14 protein-coding genes and 1 tRNA gene are annotated in these 15,210 nt (G+C 54.1%); 5 read left to right on the top strand and 10 right to left on the bottom strand.

The window, feature by feature from the left end; translation table 11 throughout:
* Positions 1–35: 35 nt before the first annotated feature.
* Positions 36–1,061, bottom strand: a complete 1,026-nt coding sequence (gene tsaD, locus JQ848_RS02195) for a tRNA (adenosine(37)-N6)-threonylcarbamoyltransferase complex transferase subunit TsaD (protein ID WP_161719884.1) — start codon at positions 1,059–1,061, stop codon at positions 36–38.
* Positions 1,062–1,259: 198 nt separating this feature from the next.
* Between tsaD and rpsU the strand changes: the two genes are divergently transcribed.
* From rpsU to JQ848_RS02170, 5 genes are all read left to right on the top strand, one after another.
* A complete protein-coding gene (gene rpsU, locus JQ848_RS02190) occupies positions 1,260–1,475 on the top strand; it encodes a 30S ribosomal protein S21 (protein WP_002551877.1) in 216 nt (71 codons plus the stop codon).
* A 473-nt stretch (positions 1,476–1,948) separates the two neighbouring features.
* A complete protein-coding gene (gene dnaG / locus JQ848_RS02185; protein ID WP_003444516.1) occupies positions 1,949–3,913 on the top strand; it encodes a DNA primase in 1,965 nt (654 codons plus the stop codon).
* Between the two features lie 67 nt (positions 3,914–3,980).
* The gene (gene rpoD / locus JQ848_RS02180; protein ID WP_003444517.1) at positions 3,981–5,828 is read left to right on the top strand and encodes an RNA polymerase sigma factor RpoD; all 1,848 of its coding nucleotides are present in this window, start codon (positions 3,981–3,983) and stop codon (positions 5,826–5,828) included.
* Positions 5,829–6,171: 343 nt separating this feature from the next.
* Positions 6,172–6,248: transfer RNA gene (locus JQ848_RS02175), tRNA-Ile, on the top strand.
* 182 nt (positions 6,249–6,430) lie between these two features.
* On the top strand, positions 6,431–6,796 hold the full coding sequence (locus JQ848_RS02170) for a hypothetical protein (protein ID WP_094992826.1): 366 nt from the start codon (positions 6,431–6,433) through the stop codon (positions 6,794–6,796).
* A 145-nt stretch (positions 6,797–6,941) separates the two neighbouring features.
* Here the strand turns inward: JQ848_RS02170 and JQ848_RS02165 are convergent, their stop codons facing one another.
* From JQ848_RS02165 to JQ848_RS02125, 9 genes are all read right to left on the bottom strand, one after another.
* Entirely contained in the window at positions 6,942–7,496 is a 555-nt protein-coding gene (locus JQ848_RS02165; RefSeq protein WP_141232170.1) for a hypothetical protein, read from the bottom strand.
* A gap of 195 nt (positions 7,497–7,691) precedes the next feature.
* Positions 7,692–7,952, bottom strand: coding sequence for a hypothetical protein (locus JQ848_RS02160; RefSeq protein WP_094992823.1), 261 nt, complete (start codon positions 7,950–7,952; stop codon positions 7,692–7,694).
* Positions 7,953–8,001: 49 nt separating this feature from the next.
* Entirely contained in the window at positions 8,002–8,526 is a 525-nt protein-coding gene (locus tag JQ848_RS02155) for a hypothetical protein (protein ID WP_094992822.1), read from the bottom strand.
* 133 nt (positions 8,527–8,659) lie between these two features.
* Positions 8,660–8,953 carry a hypothetical protein gene (locus tag JQ848_RS02150; protein ID WP_094992821.1) on the bottom strand — a complete coding sequence of 98 codons (294 nt, stop codon included), beginning with the start codon at positions 8,951–8,953 and terminating at the stop codon, positions 8,660–8,662.
* Positions 8,954–9,241: 288 nt separating this feature from the next.
* Positions 9,242–11,947: a hypothetical protein gene (locus JQ848_RS02145; RefSeq protein ID WP_138738902.1), complete on the bottom strand. Its 2,706-nt coding sequence runs from the start codon at positions 11,945–11,947 to the stop codon at positions 9,242–9,244.
* Complete coding sequence (locus JQ848_RS02140; protein WP_094992819.1) at positions 11,944–12,207, bottom strand: helix-turn-helix domain-containing protein; 264 nt, start codon at positions 12,205–12,207, stop codon at positions 11,944–11,946. The genes JQ848_RS02145 and JQ848_RS02140 overlap by 4 nt, the downstream gene beginning before the upstream one ends.
* Before the next feature lie 111 nt (positions 12,208–12,318).
* Positions 12,319–12,525 carry a helix-turn-helix transcriptional regulator gene (locus JQ848_RS22925; protein ID WP_094992818.1) on the bottom strand — a complete coding sequence of 69 codons (207 nt, stop codon included), beginning with the start codon at positions 12,523–12,525 and terminating at the stop codon, positions 12,319–12,321.
* A 560-nt stretch (positions 12,526–13,085) separates the two neighbouring features.
* Positions 13,086–13,703: a hypothetical protein gene (locus tag JQ848_RS02130; RefSeq protein WP_141232169.1), complete on the bottom strand. Its 618-nt coding sequence runs from the start codon at positions 13,701–13,703 to the stop codon at positions 13,086–13,088.
* Complete coding sequence (locus JQ848_RS02125) at positions 13,700–15,088, bottom strand: tyrosine-type recombinase/integrase (protein ID WP_094992816.1); 1,389 nt, start codon at positions 15,086–15,088, stop codon at positions 13,700–13,702. Before JQ848_RS02125 ends, JQ848_RS02130 begins: the two co-directional genes overlap by 4 nt.
* Between the last annotated feature and the right edge of the window lie 122 nt (positions 15,089–15,210).

Genomic DNA, 15,210 nt, shown 5'->3' with positions numbered 1-15,210 from the left:
TCACGCAACACCGACTCATGCCTTACGCCCCGCACTCACAGCGGCTTCAATTGTTCCATCGGCCAGCGCGCCTGCACACTGATCGCCAGGCTTTCATGCTGACCGGCCTGCAACCGCTGACAGCCGGCAAAGGCAATCATTGCGCCGTTGTCCGTACAAAATTCCGGTCGGGCGTAGTAAACATTGCCATTCATGTCGCCGAGCATTTTTTCGAGCGAAACCCGCAGCGCCTTATTGGCACTGACCCCGCCCGCAATCACCAGACGCTTCATGCCTGCGTGCTTCAAAGCCCGCTTGCACTTGATGGTCAAGGTCTCGACCACCGCCTGCTGGAATGCCAGAGAGATATCGCAACGGGTCTGCTCTGTGTCATCACCAGCCGCCACACAGCGCTGCCAGGTATTCAAGGCAAAGGTTTTAAGGCCGCTGAAACTGAATTGCAGCCCCGGACGGTCAGTCATGGGCCTGGGGAACACAAACCGCCCCGCAACGCCCTGAGCGGCCAGTCGCGCAATCTCAGGGCCGCCCGGGTAGTTGAGCCCCATCATCTTCGCCGTCTTGTCGAATGCTTCTCCGGCCGCGTCGTCCAGGGTCTCGCCCAACAACTCGTATTGGCCGATGCCATCCACACGCACCAACTGCGTATGACCGCCCGACACCAACAAAGCGACGAACGGGAATTCCGGGGGCTGCTCTTCCAGCATTGGAGCCAACAAATGGCCCTCCATGTGGTGCACACCCAAGGCCGGAATACCCCAGGCAAACGCCAGCGCCTGGGCACATGAAGCCCCAACCAGAAGGGCTCCGACCAATCCAGGCCCTGCCGTGTAGGCGATCGCATCAATCTCTGTAGGCACACAGCCAGCCTCAGCCAGCACCTGACGAATCAAGGGCAGCATGCGCTTGACGTGATCCCTTGAAGCCAGCTCCGGAACCACACCGCCATAAGCGCGGTGCAAGTCGATCTGACTGAACAGTGCGTCGGCCAAAAGCCCGCGTTCACTGTCGTAAAGCGCGACGCCGGTCTCGTCGCAGGAGGTTTCTAATCCCAGTACTAGCATGGGTTTACGCCTTGTAGAGGCTAAATTCGAAGGCGCGCATAATAGTCGCCACTCCCGCCCCCGGCCAGCGGTTTTCGATCAGAGGCTTTGCATTCCGGGCGATGAGGGGTTAACATCCGCAACCCTTAAAAACCGACGTCTTCCAACGCGATTTTGCCTTGAGACGTTGACCCCGGTAATGAATGAAGGTAGCTCTGGATGCCAGCCGTCAAAGTAAAAGAGAACGAACCCTTCGACGTAGCTCTGCGTCGTTTCAAGCGCTCCTGCGAAAAAGCCGGTGTTCTGGCTGAAGTTCGCAGCCGCGAATTTTACGAGAAGCCGACTTCTGAGCGTAAGCGTAAAGCAGCAGCTGCTGTTAAGCGTCACGCGAAGAAAGTTCAGCGCGAGCAGCGCCGCGCCGTTCGTCTGTACTAATACACAGACGTTCGAAGCACGCTTCTGCCAAGCCCGGCCTAAAGCCGGGCCGTAGGCAGTTGCAGCTTTAGTTACATGTTTTATTGTCAAGGCCGCAGATGCGACCGCGACAAAACGCTACATCACGTCAGACCTGGCCTAATAGCCAGCGGTGCACGTCTTTACTGACGAGCCTTCCAAGGCTACCGACGAGCACACCCCTCTGATTTTCCCAAAGACGATCAGCCCAAGGTACCTCTCCAGTACCTGCTTATGAGCTATCCGAGACCAGCCATTGGTCAATGCCGGACTCAGAGCGCGACACCTATCGAAGCCATTTACCCTGATTAAAAATAAATCAGTGACGTTTCGACAGATACACTCCCCCAACATGATTGAGCAGACGTCCCGCGATCTGGCAGCACACTTGCCTGCACGTACGACGACCAAGCCCTCATGCGGGTTAATTTCTGCGCAGAGATGACGAGAACGCCATGGCCGGGTTAATCCCCCAGAGCTTCATTGACGACCTTCTTAACCGTACCGATATCGTCGATGTCGTCAGCTCACGCGTGCAAATGAAGAAAGCCGGCAAGAACTACACCGCCTGCTGCCCCTTCCACAAAGAAAAAACACCATCCTTCAGCGTCAGCCCCGACAAACAGTTCTATTACTGCTTCGGATGCGGCGCAGGAGGCAATGCCCTCGGCTTTATCATGGACCACGACAACCTGGACTTCCCCCAGGCTGTAGAGGAACTGGCCAAAGCCGCGGGCATGGAAATCCCCCGGGAAGAAAGCGGCCGCCCACACAAGCCAAGGCAGCCCACCGACTCTCCGCTCTACCCGCTTCTGACAGCCGCAGCCGACTTTTATCGCCAGGCCCTAAAAGGCCATCCGGCACGCAAAGCGGCCGTGGACTACCTGAAGGGACGCGGCCTGACCGGCGAAATAGCCCGCGACTTCGGATTGGGCTTCGCCCCGCCCGGCTGGGACAACCTGTACAAGCACCTGAGCAGCGACACGCTGCAACAAAAGGCCATGATCGACGCCGGCCTGCTGGTCGAAAATGCCGAAACCGGCAAACGTTATGACCGCTTTCGCGATCGAGTCATGTTTCCGATCCGCGACAGTCGTGGCCGCATCATTGCTTTCGGCGGCCGGGTACTGGGCGACGACAAACCAAAATACCTGAACTCCCCCGAAACCCCGGTCTTCCATAAAGGCCAGGAACTGTACGGGCTGTTCGAAGCGCGCAAATTCAACCGCAGCCTCGACGAAATCATCGTCGTCGAAGGCTACATGGATGTTATCGCTCTCGCCCAGCAAGGCCTGCGCAATGCCGTGGCCACACTCGGCACGGCAACCAGCGAAGAACACATGAAGCGCCTGTTCCGCGTGGTGCCCAGCGTCCTGTTCTGCTTTGACGGTGACCAGGCCGGCCGCAACGCTGCCTGGCGCGCACTGGAGGCGACCCTGCCTTGCCTGCAGGACGGCCGTCGCGCGCGCTTCCTGTTCCTGCCCGAAGGCGAAGATCCGGACACGCTGGTGCGTTCCGAAGGCACTGACGCCTTCAAGGCGCGTATCAACCAGCATGCACAGCCGCTGGCCGATTATTTCTTCCAGCAACTGACAGAAGAGTCCGACCCGCGCTCGCTTGAAGGCAAGGCCCACATGGCAACCCTGGCAGCACCGCTGATCGATAAAGTCCCGGGGGCCAACCTGCGGACCCTGATGCGCCAACGCCTGAGCGAGATAACCGGCCTCACCAGTGAAACCGTCAGCCAGCTGGCGCAGAACGCACCCGCAAAGGCGCAGGCGCAACCTGCTTATGACCCGGGCATTGATTACGACGGCATGCCTGACTACAGCGACTTCCAGCAACCGGACACCTACCTCCCCCAACAGGAGTGGGCGCCGAAAAAACCTGGCGCTGGCGGCAAGAAGTGGGAAAACAAGCCCTGGGACAAAAAATCCAAGCGCGGCGGCGACAATGACCAGCCCCGCGGGCCACGCATCCCGGCAGCGGTCGAGCCGCCAACCCTGGCCGCCCTGCGCACACTGCTGCATCACCCGCAACTGGCTGCGAAAGTTGAAGATGCCGGGCACTTTGCCGCAGAAGACCAGACTAATAATCAACTGCTGATCGCTCTGGTCGAGGCCGTACAGAAAAATCCTAAGCTAAGCTCTATTCAGTTGTTATCCCGTTGGCACGGGACTGAACAGGGTCGTTTATTGCAAAGATTGCTGGAAAAGGAATGGTTAATTGATGCCGACAACCTTGAACAACAGTTTTTCGACACTATAACTAGCCTGTCAGCTCGCCAACGCGAGCGAAATCTGGAGCAACTTCTTCGAAAAGCACGTCAAGGCGAGCTCAGTACCGAGGAGAAAAATCAGTTACGCGACCTTCTAAGTCGCAATAATCCCGCATCAAACCCGACCTCAACTGGCGCGTGAGGTCATAGCTAAGGTATAATCCTCGGCTTGTTTTTTGCCCGCCAAGACCTTCAGTGGATAGGGTGTTATGTCCGGAAAAGCGCAACAGCAGTCTCGTATCAAAGAGTTGATCACCCTCGGCCGTGAGCAGAAGTATCTGACTTACGCAGAGGTCAACGACCACCTGCCCGAAGATATTTCAGATCCGGAGCAAGTGGAAGACATCATCCGCATGATTAATGACATGGGGATCCCCGTACACGAGAGTGCTCCGGATGCGGACGCCCTTATGTTGGCCGATGCTGACACCGACGAAGCAGCTGCTGAAGAAGCAGCTGCCGCGTTGGCGGCAGTAGAGACCGACATTGGTCGTACTACCGACCCTGTACGCATGTATATGCGTGAAATGGGCACGGTAGAACTGCTGACACGTGAAGGCGAAATCGAAATCGCCAAGCGTATCGAAGAAGGCATCCGCGAAGTGATGGGCGCAATTGCGCACTTCCCTGGCACGGTTGACCATATTCTCTCCGAGTACACTCGCGTCACCACCGAAGGTGGCCGCCTGTCCGACGTTCTGAGCGGTTATATCGACCCGGACGACGGTATTGCGCCGCCCGCAGCCGAAGTACCGCCTCCTGTCGACCCAAAGGTGAAAGCCGAAGGTGACGACGAAGAGGACGAAAAGGAAGAGTCCACCGAAGAAGAGGAAGAGGTCGAAAGCGGCCCTGACCCGATCATCGCGGCTCAGCGTTTCGGCGCTGTTTCCGATCAGATGGAAATCGCTCGCAAGGCACTGAAAAAGCACGGTCGCGGCAGCAAGCAGGCAATTGCCGAGCTGGTTGCACTGGCCGAGCTGTTCATGCCGATCAAACTGGTCCCGAAGCAATTCGAAGGCCTGGTTGAGCGTGTTCGTAGCGCCCTGGAGCGTCTGCGTGCACAAGAGCGCGCCATCATGCAGCTGTGTGTACGTGATGCACGCATGCCGCGCACCGACTTCCTGCGCCTGTTCCCGGGTAACGAAGTCGACGAAAGCTGGAGCGACGCGCTGGCCAAAGGCAAAAGCAAATACGCTGAAGCCATTGGTCGCCTGCAACCGGACATCATCCGTTGCCAGCAGAAGCTGTCTGCACTGGAAGCTGAAACCGGCTTGAAGATTGCCGAGATCAAGGACATCAACCGTCGCATGTCGATCGGTGAGGCCAAGGCCCGCCGCGCGAAGAAAGAGATGGTTGAAGCCAACTTGCGTCTGGTGATCTCCATCGCCAAGAAGTACACCAACCGTGGCTTGCAGTTCCTCGACTTGATCCAGGAAGGCAACATCGGCTTGATGAAAGCGGTAGACAAGTTTGAATACCGCCGCGGCTACAAATTCTCGACTTATGCCACCTGGTGGATCCGTCAGGCGATCACTCGCTCGATCGCCGACCAGGCCCGCACCATCCGTATTCCGGTGCACATGATCGAGACGATCAACAAGCTCAACCGCATTTCCCGCCAGATGCTGCAGGAAATGGGTCGTGAACCGACCCCGGAAGAGCTGGGCGAACGCATGGAAATGCCTGAGGATAAAATCCGCAAGGTATTGAAGATCGCTAAAGAGCCGATCTCCATGGAAACCCCGATCGGTGATGACGAAGACTCCCATCTGGGCGACTTCATCGAAGACTCGACCATGCAGTCGCCAATCGATGTAGCCACCGTTGAGAGCCTTAAAGAAGCGACACGCGACGTACTCTCCGGCCTCACCGCACGTGAAGCCAAAGTACTGCGCATGCGCTTCGGCATCGACATGAATACCGACCACACCCTTGAGGAGGTTGGTAAGCAGTTCGACGTTACCCGTGAACGGATTCGTCAGATCGAAGCCAAGGCGTTGCGCAAGCTGCGCCACCCGACGAGAAGCGAGCATCTGCGCTCCTTCCTCGACGAGTGATACCAAAACCCCCGGCCCTGCCGGGGGTTTTGCTTTATAGCAACCTGCCCTCCCCGTTCTTTCGCCTGCCAGGCGCATGTCACGTACGCAGACCACTCCACGACTGCAACCTCTGGCCCCCTGCCTGCGAAGACCCCCCCGACAAAACCATCATTAGCGACGAGTGCCGAGACCTGGGTTCAACAGGATTTTCTTGCTGCACAAAGCTGCGAACAGACACAGACCCACATCGCCAGCACGGCGCAAACCGCAAAAAATCGCAGTGACCATTGTTCATGCCTCTATTTCAGACTTTTCGGATAGCACTCACGAGAAACCATCGTTATAATCCGCGACCTACTGAGGGCCTATAGCTCAGTTGGTTAGAGCAGGGGACTCATAATCCCTTGGTCGCAGGTTCGAGTCCTGCTGGGCCCACCATGCAAAACAAAGGCTTACGCTTAACGGCGTAGGCCTTTTTTGTTTTCCAATGGAAAATCTTAACGAATTGCTAAACGAATGCGGTCTGTGCCTCCGCACCACCTGTTAGACGTGCGCTAAACAGTGGCCTTTCGATTTCATCCGAGCGTATGCTGTGAAAAATCACGTCATCAAGGATCGATATGAGAAAGGTACTGGCAGTACTGGCAATGAGCCTGACGCTTAGCGGTTGCGCTACCTCCCACTACACTAGCGGTAGAGATTTCCCATCTGAGAACGTAGCTAGCATCATCAAAGGAAAGACGACAACAAAAGAGCTTAAAGCCCTGTTTGGCGACCCCTTCAGTAAAAGCCCAGTCAACGACACCGATGAAAAGTGGGTCTACACCTACGCAAACGGCTCTGCTCACGCACAGAGCTATATCGTCACCATGAAAGTCACCACCACCGGCACCCAGAAAACTCTAGACGTGCTGATTCGTAACGACACAGTAATTAACTTTACGTTCAACGAGGGACAAAACCCTTACAACTCAACCACAAACTAATCAACAACCACATAGCCAAGGAAGCCTCTCATGCCCATAAAGAGAACAGGCAATTTCGACCTCGCAAAAGAAATGAAAATCCGAGCACGAAAAATGATTTCTCAGTTCCTCAGCGAAGAGGAGCTTTTGGAAGTGACCATCGAAATCAACAAAACCACATCCAAACTTTCCTTCCACGCCCCGGACGCAATTTCCGAGAAGATAACAATAAACCTAGCCAAACTTGACCAATAGCCGCAAAACCAGTTCCAAATGGAAAAACACAGCTGATGCCAGCATAAAAATGGAAACCCACAATGGTCTCTACAAGAACAATACTAGCTCTAACAACTGCATTACTCATAAGCATATTTCTGACAGGATGCGCTGAAAGCCCATTCCAAGCATACAGAGCGGCACCAGACAATTTCAATCCAGGCTCAGAGCACCTCTTTAGCTCACCAATTGATATACAGCCAAACACGTTTGGCGGCAACGGATCGGCGTGGTTCAGATTTAACACTTTCAAAAAAGGCACTAGCAACAGCTGGAACATAGAGACGTACTGGCTAGGAAAAGATTGGCTTTTCGTCAACAATATCGCATTCAATATTGACGGGAAAATAACCAACTCCCCTTCAACAAACAACAACAGAGAAATTGTCCATTCAGTCGGAGTATCTGAGCGCCAGTTTAGCCCAGCACCACAAGAACTGATCACCGCACTGACTCACGCGCAAACCGTCATAGTTCGATTATCTGGGCAAAACTACTACCTAGAAAAGCAGCTAACCGCTCAAGAAGTAACCAATATAAAGTGGTATATAAGCTTCATTAAGGAAGGAAAGTAACTTCTCATGCGTGCATCATCGACGCTGCACATCGGCAAGGATGCCTCTCTCCAAAATAATTACGATCAAGCCCACATCACTCCCGGATAAGGCGTGGCCTCCCGGTCTGGCACTGGTTTAGTGGCCTTCGCTATGCCCTTCACTAAATCGTTGTAGCGCTGCTTTGTCTTACCATTGCACCGGTACATGCGAGGAGTCAGGAAACCGCCCCAACGTGCCAGCCAGCGCCTTGGCGGCATTACTTCTGCCGCCTCGATAGCCCAGATAAGCAACTGCTCATCGCTCGGCTGATCGTCTTCAAATTCAAACTCATCGATTGCCTGCATCTCCCGCCCCCTTGGTATTGCCCGACCGGATTAGGATCGGGCGTCTAAATCAGATATGCCCAGCGGTTGCCAGCCCCATAGCTAGGGTCTGCCGAGTGCCAATCAGATTGTTTAGCGCGCTTACATTTCCCAATTCCAGATCCTGGATTTGCTCCAACGCAGAACGAACACCAGCAAGCGGGACATAGCGCCCGGCTGCCTGAGCTGAATTGAAAGCTAAGGTGAACTCATCGGTATGAGCCTCGATCAATGGCTTTAACTTGGCGACCAAAGCGGAAATAGCCTTGCGATGATTTACTAGCCGTTCGAGAGCTGCGATTGCATCAGCGGCTTGCTCATTGGCTTTATCGACTTTCGCTTGTTGCGCCTCGACCTCGGCTTGCAAATGCAGGGCTTCCAGGCGAAGGTTTAGGCGTTTGGTTAGCCGTGCTGTGCTATCAATTTGATCCTCTAGCGTCGCTACGTCTTCACCGGCTCGGCAAGCTGACTCCCATTGCTCATTGAGGGATGCTAGCAACAGTTCGGCGTCGATTAGTTGCTGTTCATGGCTGGCAATCAATTCGACAGTGCTCATGCGCGGGCCTCCAAGCGAACCATGATGATCCCCAGGCTGGCCTCGATTAGAGCCATACGGTGCAACAGGCTTTGCAGTAGGTTGCGGTTACTGGTGCCCACAGGACGCCCAGGCTTACGGATTTCGGCAGCCATTAGCGAGCGCTCCCAGCAAAGTACTCATTGAAGTCAGGGGTGAGCCTTTCAATGATTTGCGCAGGCTGGCTTGCAAGTTTGGCTAACGCTTTTGCGTTGTGCTCCATACCTTTAGCCACTATTTCACCGAACTTATCGCTAACAATTTTTCGATTAGCCGCCATGTTTTCTGACTTAAGAAAAGCCAGGTCTGCCTTGATAGATGCAACGTCTTTTGTCAAACCTTCAAGAAGTCCAACCAACGACTCCAGATCGCTCGGATTAAGCGAAGCGTTTACAAGCTGTCGAGCCATGTTGTTTTACCTGCATATAATTAATTAAGAGCGCTTATTATATCGCAAACAAAAACACACTCTCCCAGCAATGAAACACACGCAAAAATGCTTAGCAAGCTAAGCATTAGGCGACATATTGGTCAGTGCCTCCCATGCACAAAATAGGGGACATCCATACACACCTTTCTGAACAAAGGTGGTTATATGGGTTGTGGTGGTTGTTTTTTACTGATAGCCCTAAAGTGTCAACTGACAGTTTAAACATGCAGGGAATAAACAACCTTAACAACCACCACAACCACCTTTTTAAGCTACTTCACTTTTCTCTCTAGATACCAGAACACGCCATACAGCCGTACCACCGCTTTTTGCGCCTTGTTCCAATCGCAAACCTTCCACAATAACGCCTGCATTTCGTCTCAACCATGCTGCAAACGCCCGCGTGTTGAATCGCCCATTATGGAATGCTACTTCCTCAAGGATTGCGTTTAGTGCCTGTTCCTCTGTCGTCGCACTGGTGAAATGCCCAACATCAGCAAAACGCCCCATTGCCTCACAATTAGTTTGCAGCTCCTTTAGAAAAACACGGTTGCTTCCGTGCACAGAATGCCAAGCGCTCAGTAGCTGGGTTAGCTTCTGGTGCTCTGGATCTTCAGCCCGCGACAACTCCAGCACCCCAGCAGGATCAGCCATAGGCGCCGGACAAACGCCCTCACTGATTAGCCAGCATAAGCACTGCCGCACAAGAGATTCCCATTGCTCAAAGCTACCGAGGCCACCAGCCGCAACCACTGGCGCTCCTGCCCTTTGATAAGTCGAGAGAACACTCAATAGATCAGCTCTATATTCAGCTAACCGCGATCTAATCAGAGCACGCGGGTTAAATCCAAAGCGACGCCGCTCAGGGTTTTCCGGCGAGTCGAGGGATATAGGGAGCAAACGACGGAAAGTGTCACCCCCAGCCCCTACGTTATTACCATTCAATACCCACAGCGCCCGATTTTGTAATGTCACCACTTCAGAACGCCCCAGAATGCGAACCTCCGGGCTTGAACTGGTTAGCATCGAGCAAAGCGCCGCGTTATCGATTGACCCAACAAGGTTATCGAGGATTAGCCCGGAACAACCCGTCAGTAGTTTTGCTGCGAGGCGTTTCTCGATTTCTTCAGGGTTTTTCTCCGGTAGCGGCAGCGCAGCGGTGCTGGCTCCGGCAAGGATCATCAAGCATTCAGAAAGCAAAGTTTTGCCTGTACCAGGGGAGTGCGCTCGAACCAGAAAGCCCGGGGCAGTATCAAGCGCAGCTCGGCAAACCGTTGTCAGTAATGCCGACATGAACACTCCTCGCGCTAGATCATCAGCAAAAGGAAATTGCTCGAACGGCTCCCAGACCCTGCGCAAGGTATCTATCAGCGCATCACGGCCTAGAATGCGAACAGGCGGCAAACCGGGATCGTCGCTAAGATACAAAAGGCCCGTGGCATGATCGTGTCCCGGAACCTCCAGAATAGAGCCATCTGGACGCATAACTGGTGAATGAATAACGCCAGCGACTACCGGCACGCCCCATGCCCCTCGCGCAGCCATAATTCGCGCGGACAAATCTCCAGGACAGTCGGTTGCCACGTAATCACCAGTGCGACGATCAAACCGCTGGAACTGAAACTGTTCTTCTAGATGATTGCGTAACCATGCTGGTTCGACAGCCATAAGCTCACCACCTGCCACACGGACAAGCGCCCCCGCACGCTCAAAAATGACTCCATCAGCGCGCACTACCGCCAACGCATCATTCATTACACGCGGCAAATCTCCTGCCGCAGTTTTGAGGGTGCGAACGGCACGATGTAGCGTAAACCGCTGCCCGCCGTGCGCATGACTGTAAAGTGTAGGCTTGCCACCACTGCGCAGATTTACTTGTGCAATGCGATGGTCATTACTGCTGTACTCCGGCTCTAGAGGATCAGCAAAACGCTCGCCATGCCATTTATTCGGATTATCTAGTATCTGCCCAACAGTTACAGAATCACCGCTTGAGTGAGTTAACTCGAAGTCACCGAATAACTTGTGCTCGCAGACCGCCCGCTCGAAGGTTGCGCGCCTGACCTCACGCTCAGACTCCGGCAGTTGATTGAGTGCGTCCATGCGCTTGTCAATCCAAGCCACTTGCACATCGTGCAGTTCTTGGGCCATTTTTGAGGCCGCGTCGCTCATCAGATCCTTAAGCTGCATGCGCTCGCCGCTATTTAATGACGGAATTGCACTCAAGGTTATGACCGGATCAGCGCCACCATTCAGCACTAATGATGCTGGGCGACGGGCTTCAACCGGAACCACACACACAGGAGGTGCTGCAAAGTCGAGGCGGTGCGGTTGCCATACACTCGAATCAATCGGAGCACGCTTCAGCAAGGCGCCCGATTTGCTTATTGCAATATAACCAAAGCCAGCCAACCAAAGACGCTCAAACAGCACACGACCCGCACGCTCAATATCACGAGAGTCAGCGACTTGAATATACAGTCGCTGCCCACGGATGCCCGCCAGTTGCTGACCATCAGCAAACAACATACTTGAGGATGAGCAACCCCAAACCGATGGAGCATTGCGAAGTGCTGGTGCTGCCGAATAAATAGCCTCTCTGAACTGTTCAGGTGTAAGTGCCTCACCACTAAGTGCCGGATCGTAGTCGAGCATCAGCCAGCCTGCCGCGCGAGCCCATTCAAAATGCACGGCAGTACGGGAAATAGTCCCAGGAGCAGCTTTATCTAGATTGCAGGCAGTGGTAATTGGCGCAGACCCGGCGATAGGCAGACCGTAGCAAAGCGCCTGACTTTCTCGTAGCTCCGACAAAATCGCCACCAAAGCGTTAGGCGTTGCGGCCTCTATTACATTCGCGTGGCCTTCAACCATTTGTCCGGCGCCTTGCTTCACCAGTTTTCCATCTTCCACTAGGAATTGTTTAGTCAAACGAACAGGGTTAGAGCTTGTGATAAGGGTTAGATGCGCGTTCATACGGGTGAGCCCTCCCGGATCAACACATAACGTCCAACACCTCTATGAGGACGTCCAAACGCGTCTCGAACGGTTTCAGGAACTGTGGCAATTTCCCACCCCAGCTCATGTCGCAATGTGTAAATGCGCGCCGCCGGGGCCATGATATTCCAGTAATCACGCAACTCAACAGTAGTCGGCTTGTGTTCGCGCAAGATCTCCCCCACGCGACGCACTTGGGCCTCGGTGCTGGTGTCTAGAAGGGTGATGGCTTCAGACATAGCTAGTTACTCCCAGTAGAACTACGAACGCGATGTTTTCGATCATCGGAGCAAAATTCAGACAAGCCGGTGTCATCCCGCCAAGGAGGCGGGTTAATGTCTTCACCATGATTAAGCCCCCTCAGTTTTAGCTAAGAAGGCTTCCACGACCGACGATCTCCAGGCGATACGCCTAGGGCCCAACTGAATAGCTTTTGGAAAGTGCCCGGAACAAACCCAGCGCCAGAGGGTGACAGGCGAAACGCCCAACCGCCCGCAAACTTGTTTTTTTGACCACAGCTGAAGCGCCAGGTCTGGGTGCAGGTTATAATCAACCATATTGTTGTTGCTCCTTGCTCGGAGCTGGGCTAAGATCCCTTAAGAAATTTGTAGGACGCCCAGCGTGGGTGTTTGCCCCGTCCGATGGTTGCGAGCCATTGAGACAAAGCGTTTAACGAAACGGTCTAGAGCGAAATGTTCTAGACCTTTTTGTGCTTATATGATACCACATGAAATTTGGTCGATTTTAAAGTTAAGAAACATCCTTAACTTCAACCTATTAGTCCCTGATTTAGATACCCATTCTTCGCCATCCATTGGCTTTTTCGTTACCCGCGCCTCCCCGCATGATTCACAATTCAGCACGCCAAGAATCAGCAAGATCTCCCACGCGGTAGCGCACCAGACGACAAACCTTGAGATACGGCAGAGCATAGCCGCCAGTCGAACTGACCAGATGGTGAGGACGGACGCTTTCACATCAAGCGCATAGCCGAACTGATTGGCGATTCAACCCTGGCAGTTGCGGTCATGGTCATTCGGAAAGCCCCGTGTAGATTGATTCGACAGGGACATTCTCAATAAAGTGGCGGGAAATAGCGAAGGGGGGAAATCGGCGATTAATCCCCCACAAGCAGACGCTCCAAGTGGAGCTCCCAGCTCGCTTGCACATATAGGTGTCTCTTCCGCTGCTTCCAAATATCGACATAAGCAGAGGTATCGCGCCCCAATGTTGCGGCTAGGATGTCGCAGCCTGATTGCACATCTTCGGTGGCTTCGTTGCGAGTGGGCTTTATGCCTGCACGGCTCAGCGCCTCCAGTCCCAGGCAGATTGCAAAGTTCCGGTTCGGGTCGGCTGGTTTTCCTCGGCGAGCTGGTCGTGGTCGCCCCCCGCGCAGTACCTCGGCAGTAAACACGCGCAGGAACTCAGGAACCGCCTCCCCCTTCTCAATATATTGAGCCGCGAATCGCGCAGCCTCATCCCATGCATTACGGTTGGTCGCGGCAGCGTCGATCAAATCCACGCCATCGACGTATGCACGCGTGACACCCTCAACTTTGCGCCACGAGATAGACCGGACATGCATCGGATAACCGTCCCAGTCCACGGGCTTACTGGGAAGAACACGGGAGAACATCGCCAGGACTCGAGCGGTAACTGCTACTGGATCAAACGGCTGTTCTAGCAGCTTCTGGCGCTCCTGCATGCGCGCCAACTCCTCAAATCGCCAGCTCATTGATTTACCACGCTGCGGGTCGGTAACTGCACCACTTCCGCACTCTGCGGCATTCCCGACAATTCATCCAGATAACGCGCCCACCTATCCAAATCCCCACGCTTCTCCGGTAGATAATTCCACCTATCGTAGTGTTTTGCCTGCACCCCTGACCGACCATGTGACAGTAACCATGCTCGGCGCTCCTGATTCACACCCAAGGACGCTAAGTGAGTCTCTATAGTTGCGCGCAACGTGCGCCAAGTGAAACGGCGAGTTTCCCCCTTTGTCGAAAGCTGATCCCCAAGCGCTGAGAAAATATCCAGTGCAGTACCGGGTGTGATGCTGACTTTTCCACGCAGAGAGAATGGCCCAGGTGCTTTGCCTGCCCCTTGAAGCGCTAGTAGCGGCGACAGGATCTCACGGAGTCGCTGAGTCATCGGCAACAGATGCTCACGTGACGGCGTACCTTTTCCGCCCTTGAGGTCGATTAACCGCATCACTTCCCCATGCTCACCATCGTCATAGATGTCTGCCCAAGTGACCCGACAAAGCATTTCTACACGCTGCCCAGCGAGATAAAGCATCGCCTTTGCAATTGCACTACGCCGAGCAGGTAGACCTTCAACGGCCAGAACAACCGCTTTCAGCTCTTCTTTTGTAAGCGCCCAGGTGTTCGCCTGATTGGCGCCTTCAATCGTTGGCACGTCACGCGCGGGGTTTGATTTGAGACCATATTGAACAGCGTCACCAGCACGGAGCGGGTTTAGATCGCTAGCAAGGCCAAACGAAAAAGCCGCCTGAAGGTAAGAGCGCAATTTATCTGCCTGTCGCTTTTTACCATTGGTTGCTGATGCCTTGGTCAAGCGGGCGCCCCGTCCTTTACTGGCGACTGATCGAGTTAGGCAGCGACGCAGGATGTTCGCAATATCGCTAGGTTCGACTTCCTTGGCCTTGCATTTCGACAGATCAGGGAATGGATCGAGAACATCCAGCTTTAGCGCACCACGCACGGCCCTGGCACTGGACTTGCCCCTACGCTCCATATCGTCAACGTAGGCATTCAGCATTTGAGCCAACGTTCCCTGCCTTGCCTCAACATCCGCAGCACGTTGGGTTGAGCGTTGACGCTCCTCTTCCGCTTTTTGATAGTCATCAATACTCGGGAAGGCTCGAATCTCTAACGACTTCGCAGCGGCATAGGCTCGCCACTCAACCAACGTTTTTTCGGAATAGTTCCCAAGTTTTAGACGCTCCTGCTTTTTCTCTCGGCGCAGACTCAGATAGACCAAAACGCCCGTAGCTCGGCGTTCAAAGAGAAGAGAACCCGTCCCTTTCCCTTCCAAGGCCTCAGAGAGCGTGGCTTTCAATGCTGTTATCTTGCTGTGAACCAGTTTCTGCGCCATTCCTAGCTCCAAGATCGTCTTAACGAATTGCTCAACGAATCATAGCAATATTGAGAGATAAGAAGAAACGTCACGAAACGCTAAATCAGCCTGAAAGCCTTGTTTTATCTGAAACCATCGTT

Source organism: Pseudomonas paraversuta (assembly GCF_904067025.1).
Lineage (GTDB): Bacteria > Pseudomonadota > Gammaproteobacteria > Pseudomonadales > Pseudomonadaceae > Aquipseudomonas > Aquipseudomonas paraversuta.
The sequence above is the reverse complement of the archived record's forward strand: the minus strand, read 5'-3'. Positions and strand labels throughout refer to the sequence as shown.

Excerpts from the sequence above, each read along its gene's own strand:
- tsaD (WP_161719884.1), bottom strand. The coding sequence starts at position 1,061 with ATGCTAGTACTGGGATTAGAAACCTCCTGCGACGAGACCGGCGTCGCG.
- rpsU (WP_002551877.1), top strand. The coding sequence starts at position 1,260 with ATGCCAGCCGTCAAAGTAAAAGAGAACGAACCCTTCGACGTAGCTCTG.
- dnaG (WP_003444516.1), top strand. The coding sequence starts at position 1,949 with ATGGCCGGGTTAATCCCCCAGAGCTTCATTGACGACCTTCTTAACCGT.
- rpoD (WP_003444517.1), top strand. The coding sequence starts at position 3,981 with ATGTCCGGAAAAGCGCAACAGCAGTCTCGTATCAAAGAGTTGATCACC.
- JQ848_RS02170 (WP_094992826.1), top strand. The coding sequence starts at position 6,431 with ATGAGAAAGGTACTGGCAGTACTGGCAATGAGCCTGACGCTTAGCGGT.
- JQ848_RS02160 (WP_094992823.1), bottom strand. The coding sequence starts at position 7,952 with ATGCAGGCAATCGATGAGTTTGAATTTGAAGACGATCAGCCGAGCGAT.
- JQ848_RS02155 (WP_094992822.1), bottom strand. The coding sequence starts at position 8,526 with ATGAGCACTGTCGAATTGATTGCCAGCCATGAACAGCAACTAATCGAC.
- JQ848_RS02150 (WP_094992821.1), bottom strand. The coding sequence starts at position 8,953 with ATGGCTCGACAGCTTGTAAACGCTTCGCTTAATCCGAGCGATCTGGAG.
- JQ848_RS02145 (WP_138738902.1), bottom strand. The coding sequence starts at position 11,947 with ATGAACGCGCATCTAACCCTTATCACAAGCTCTAACCCTGTTCGTTTG.
- JQ848_RS02140 (WP_094992819.1), bottom strand. The coding sequence starts at position 12,207 with ATGTCTGAAGCCATCACCCTTCTAGACACCAGCACCGAGGCCCAAGTG.
- JQ848_RS22925 (WP_094992818.1), bottom strand. The coding sequence starts at position 12,525 with ATGGTTGATTATAACCTGCACCCAGACCTGGCGCTTCAGCTGTGGTCA.
- JQ848_RS02130 (WP_141232169.1), bottom strand. The coding sequence starts at position 13,703 with ATGAGCTGGCGATTTGAGGAGTTGGCGCGCATGCAGGAGCGCCAGAAG.
- JQ848_RS02125 (WP_094992816.1), bottom strand. The coding sequence starts at position 15,088 with ATGGCGCAGAAACTGGTTCACAGCAAGATAACAGCATTGAAAGCCACG.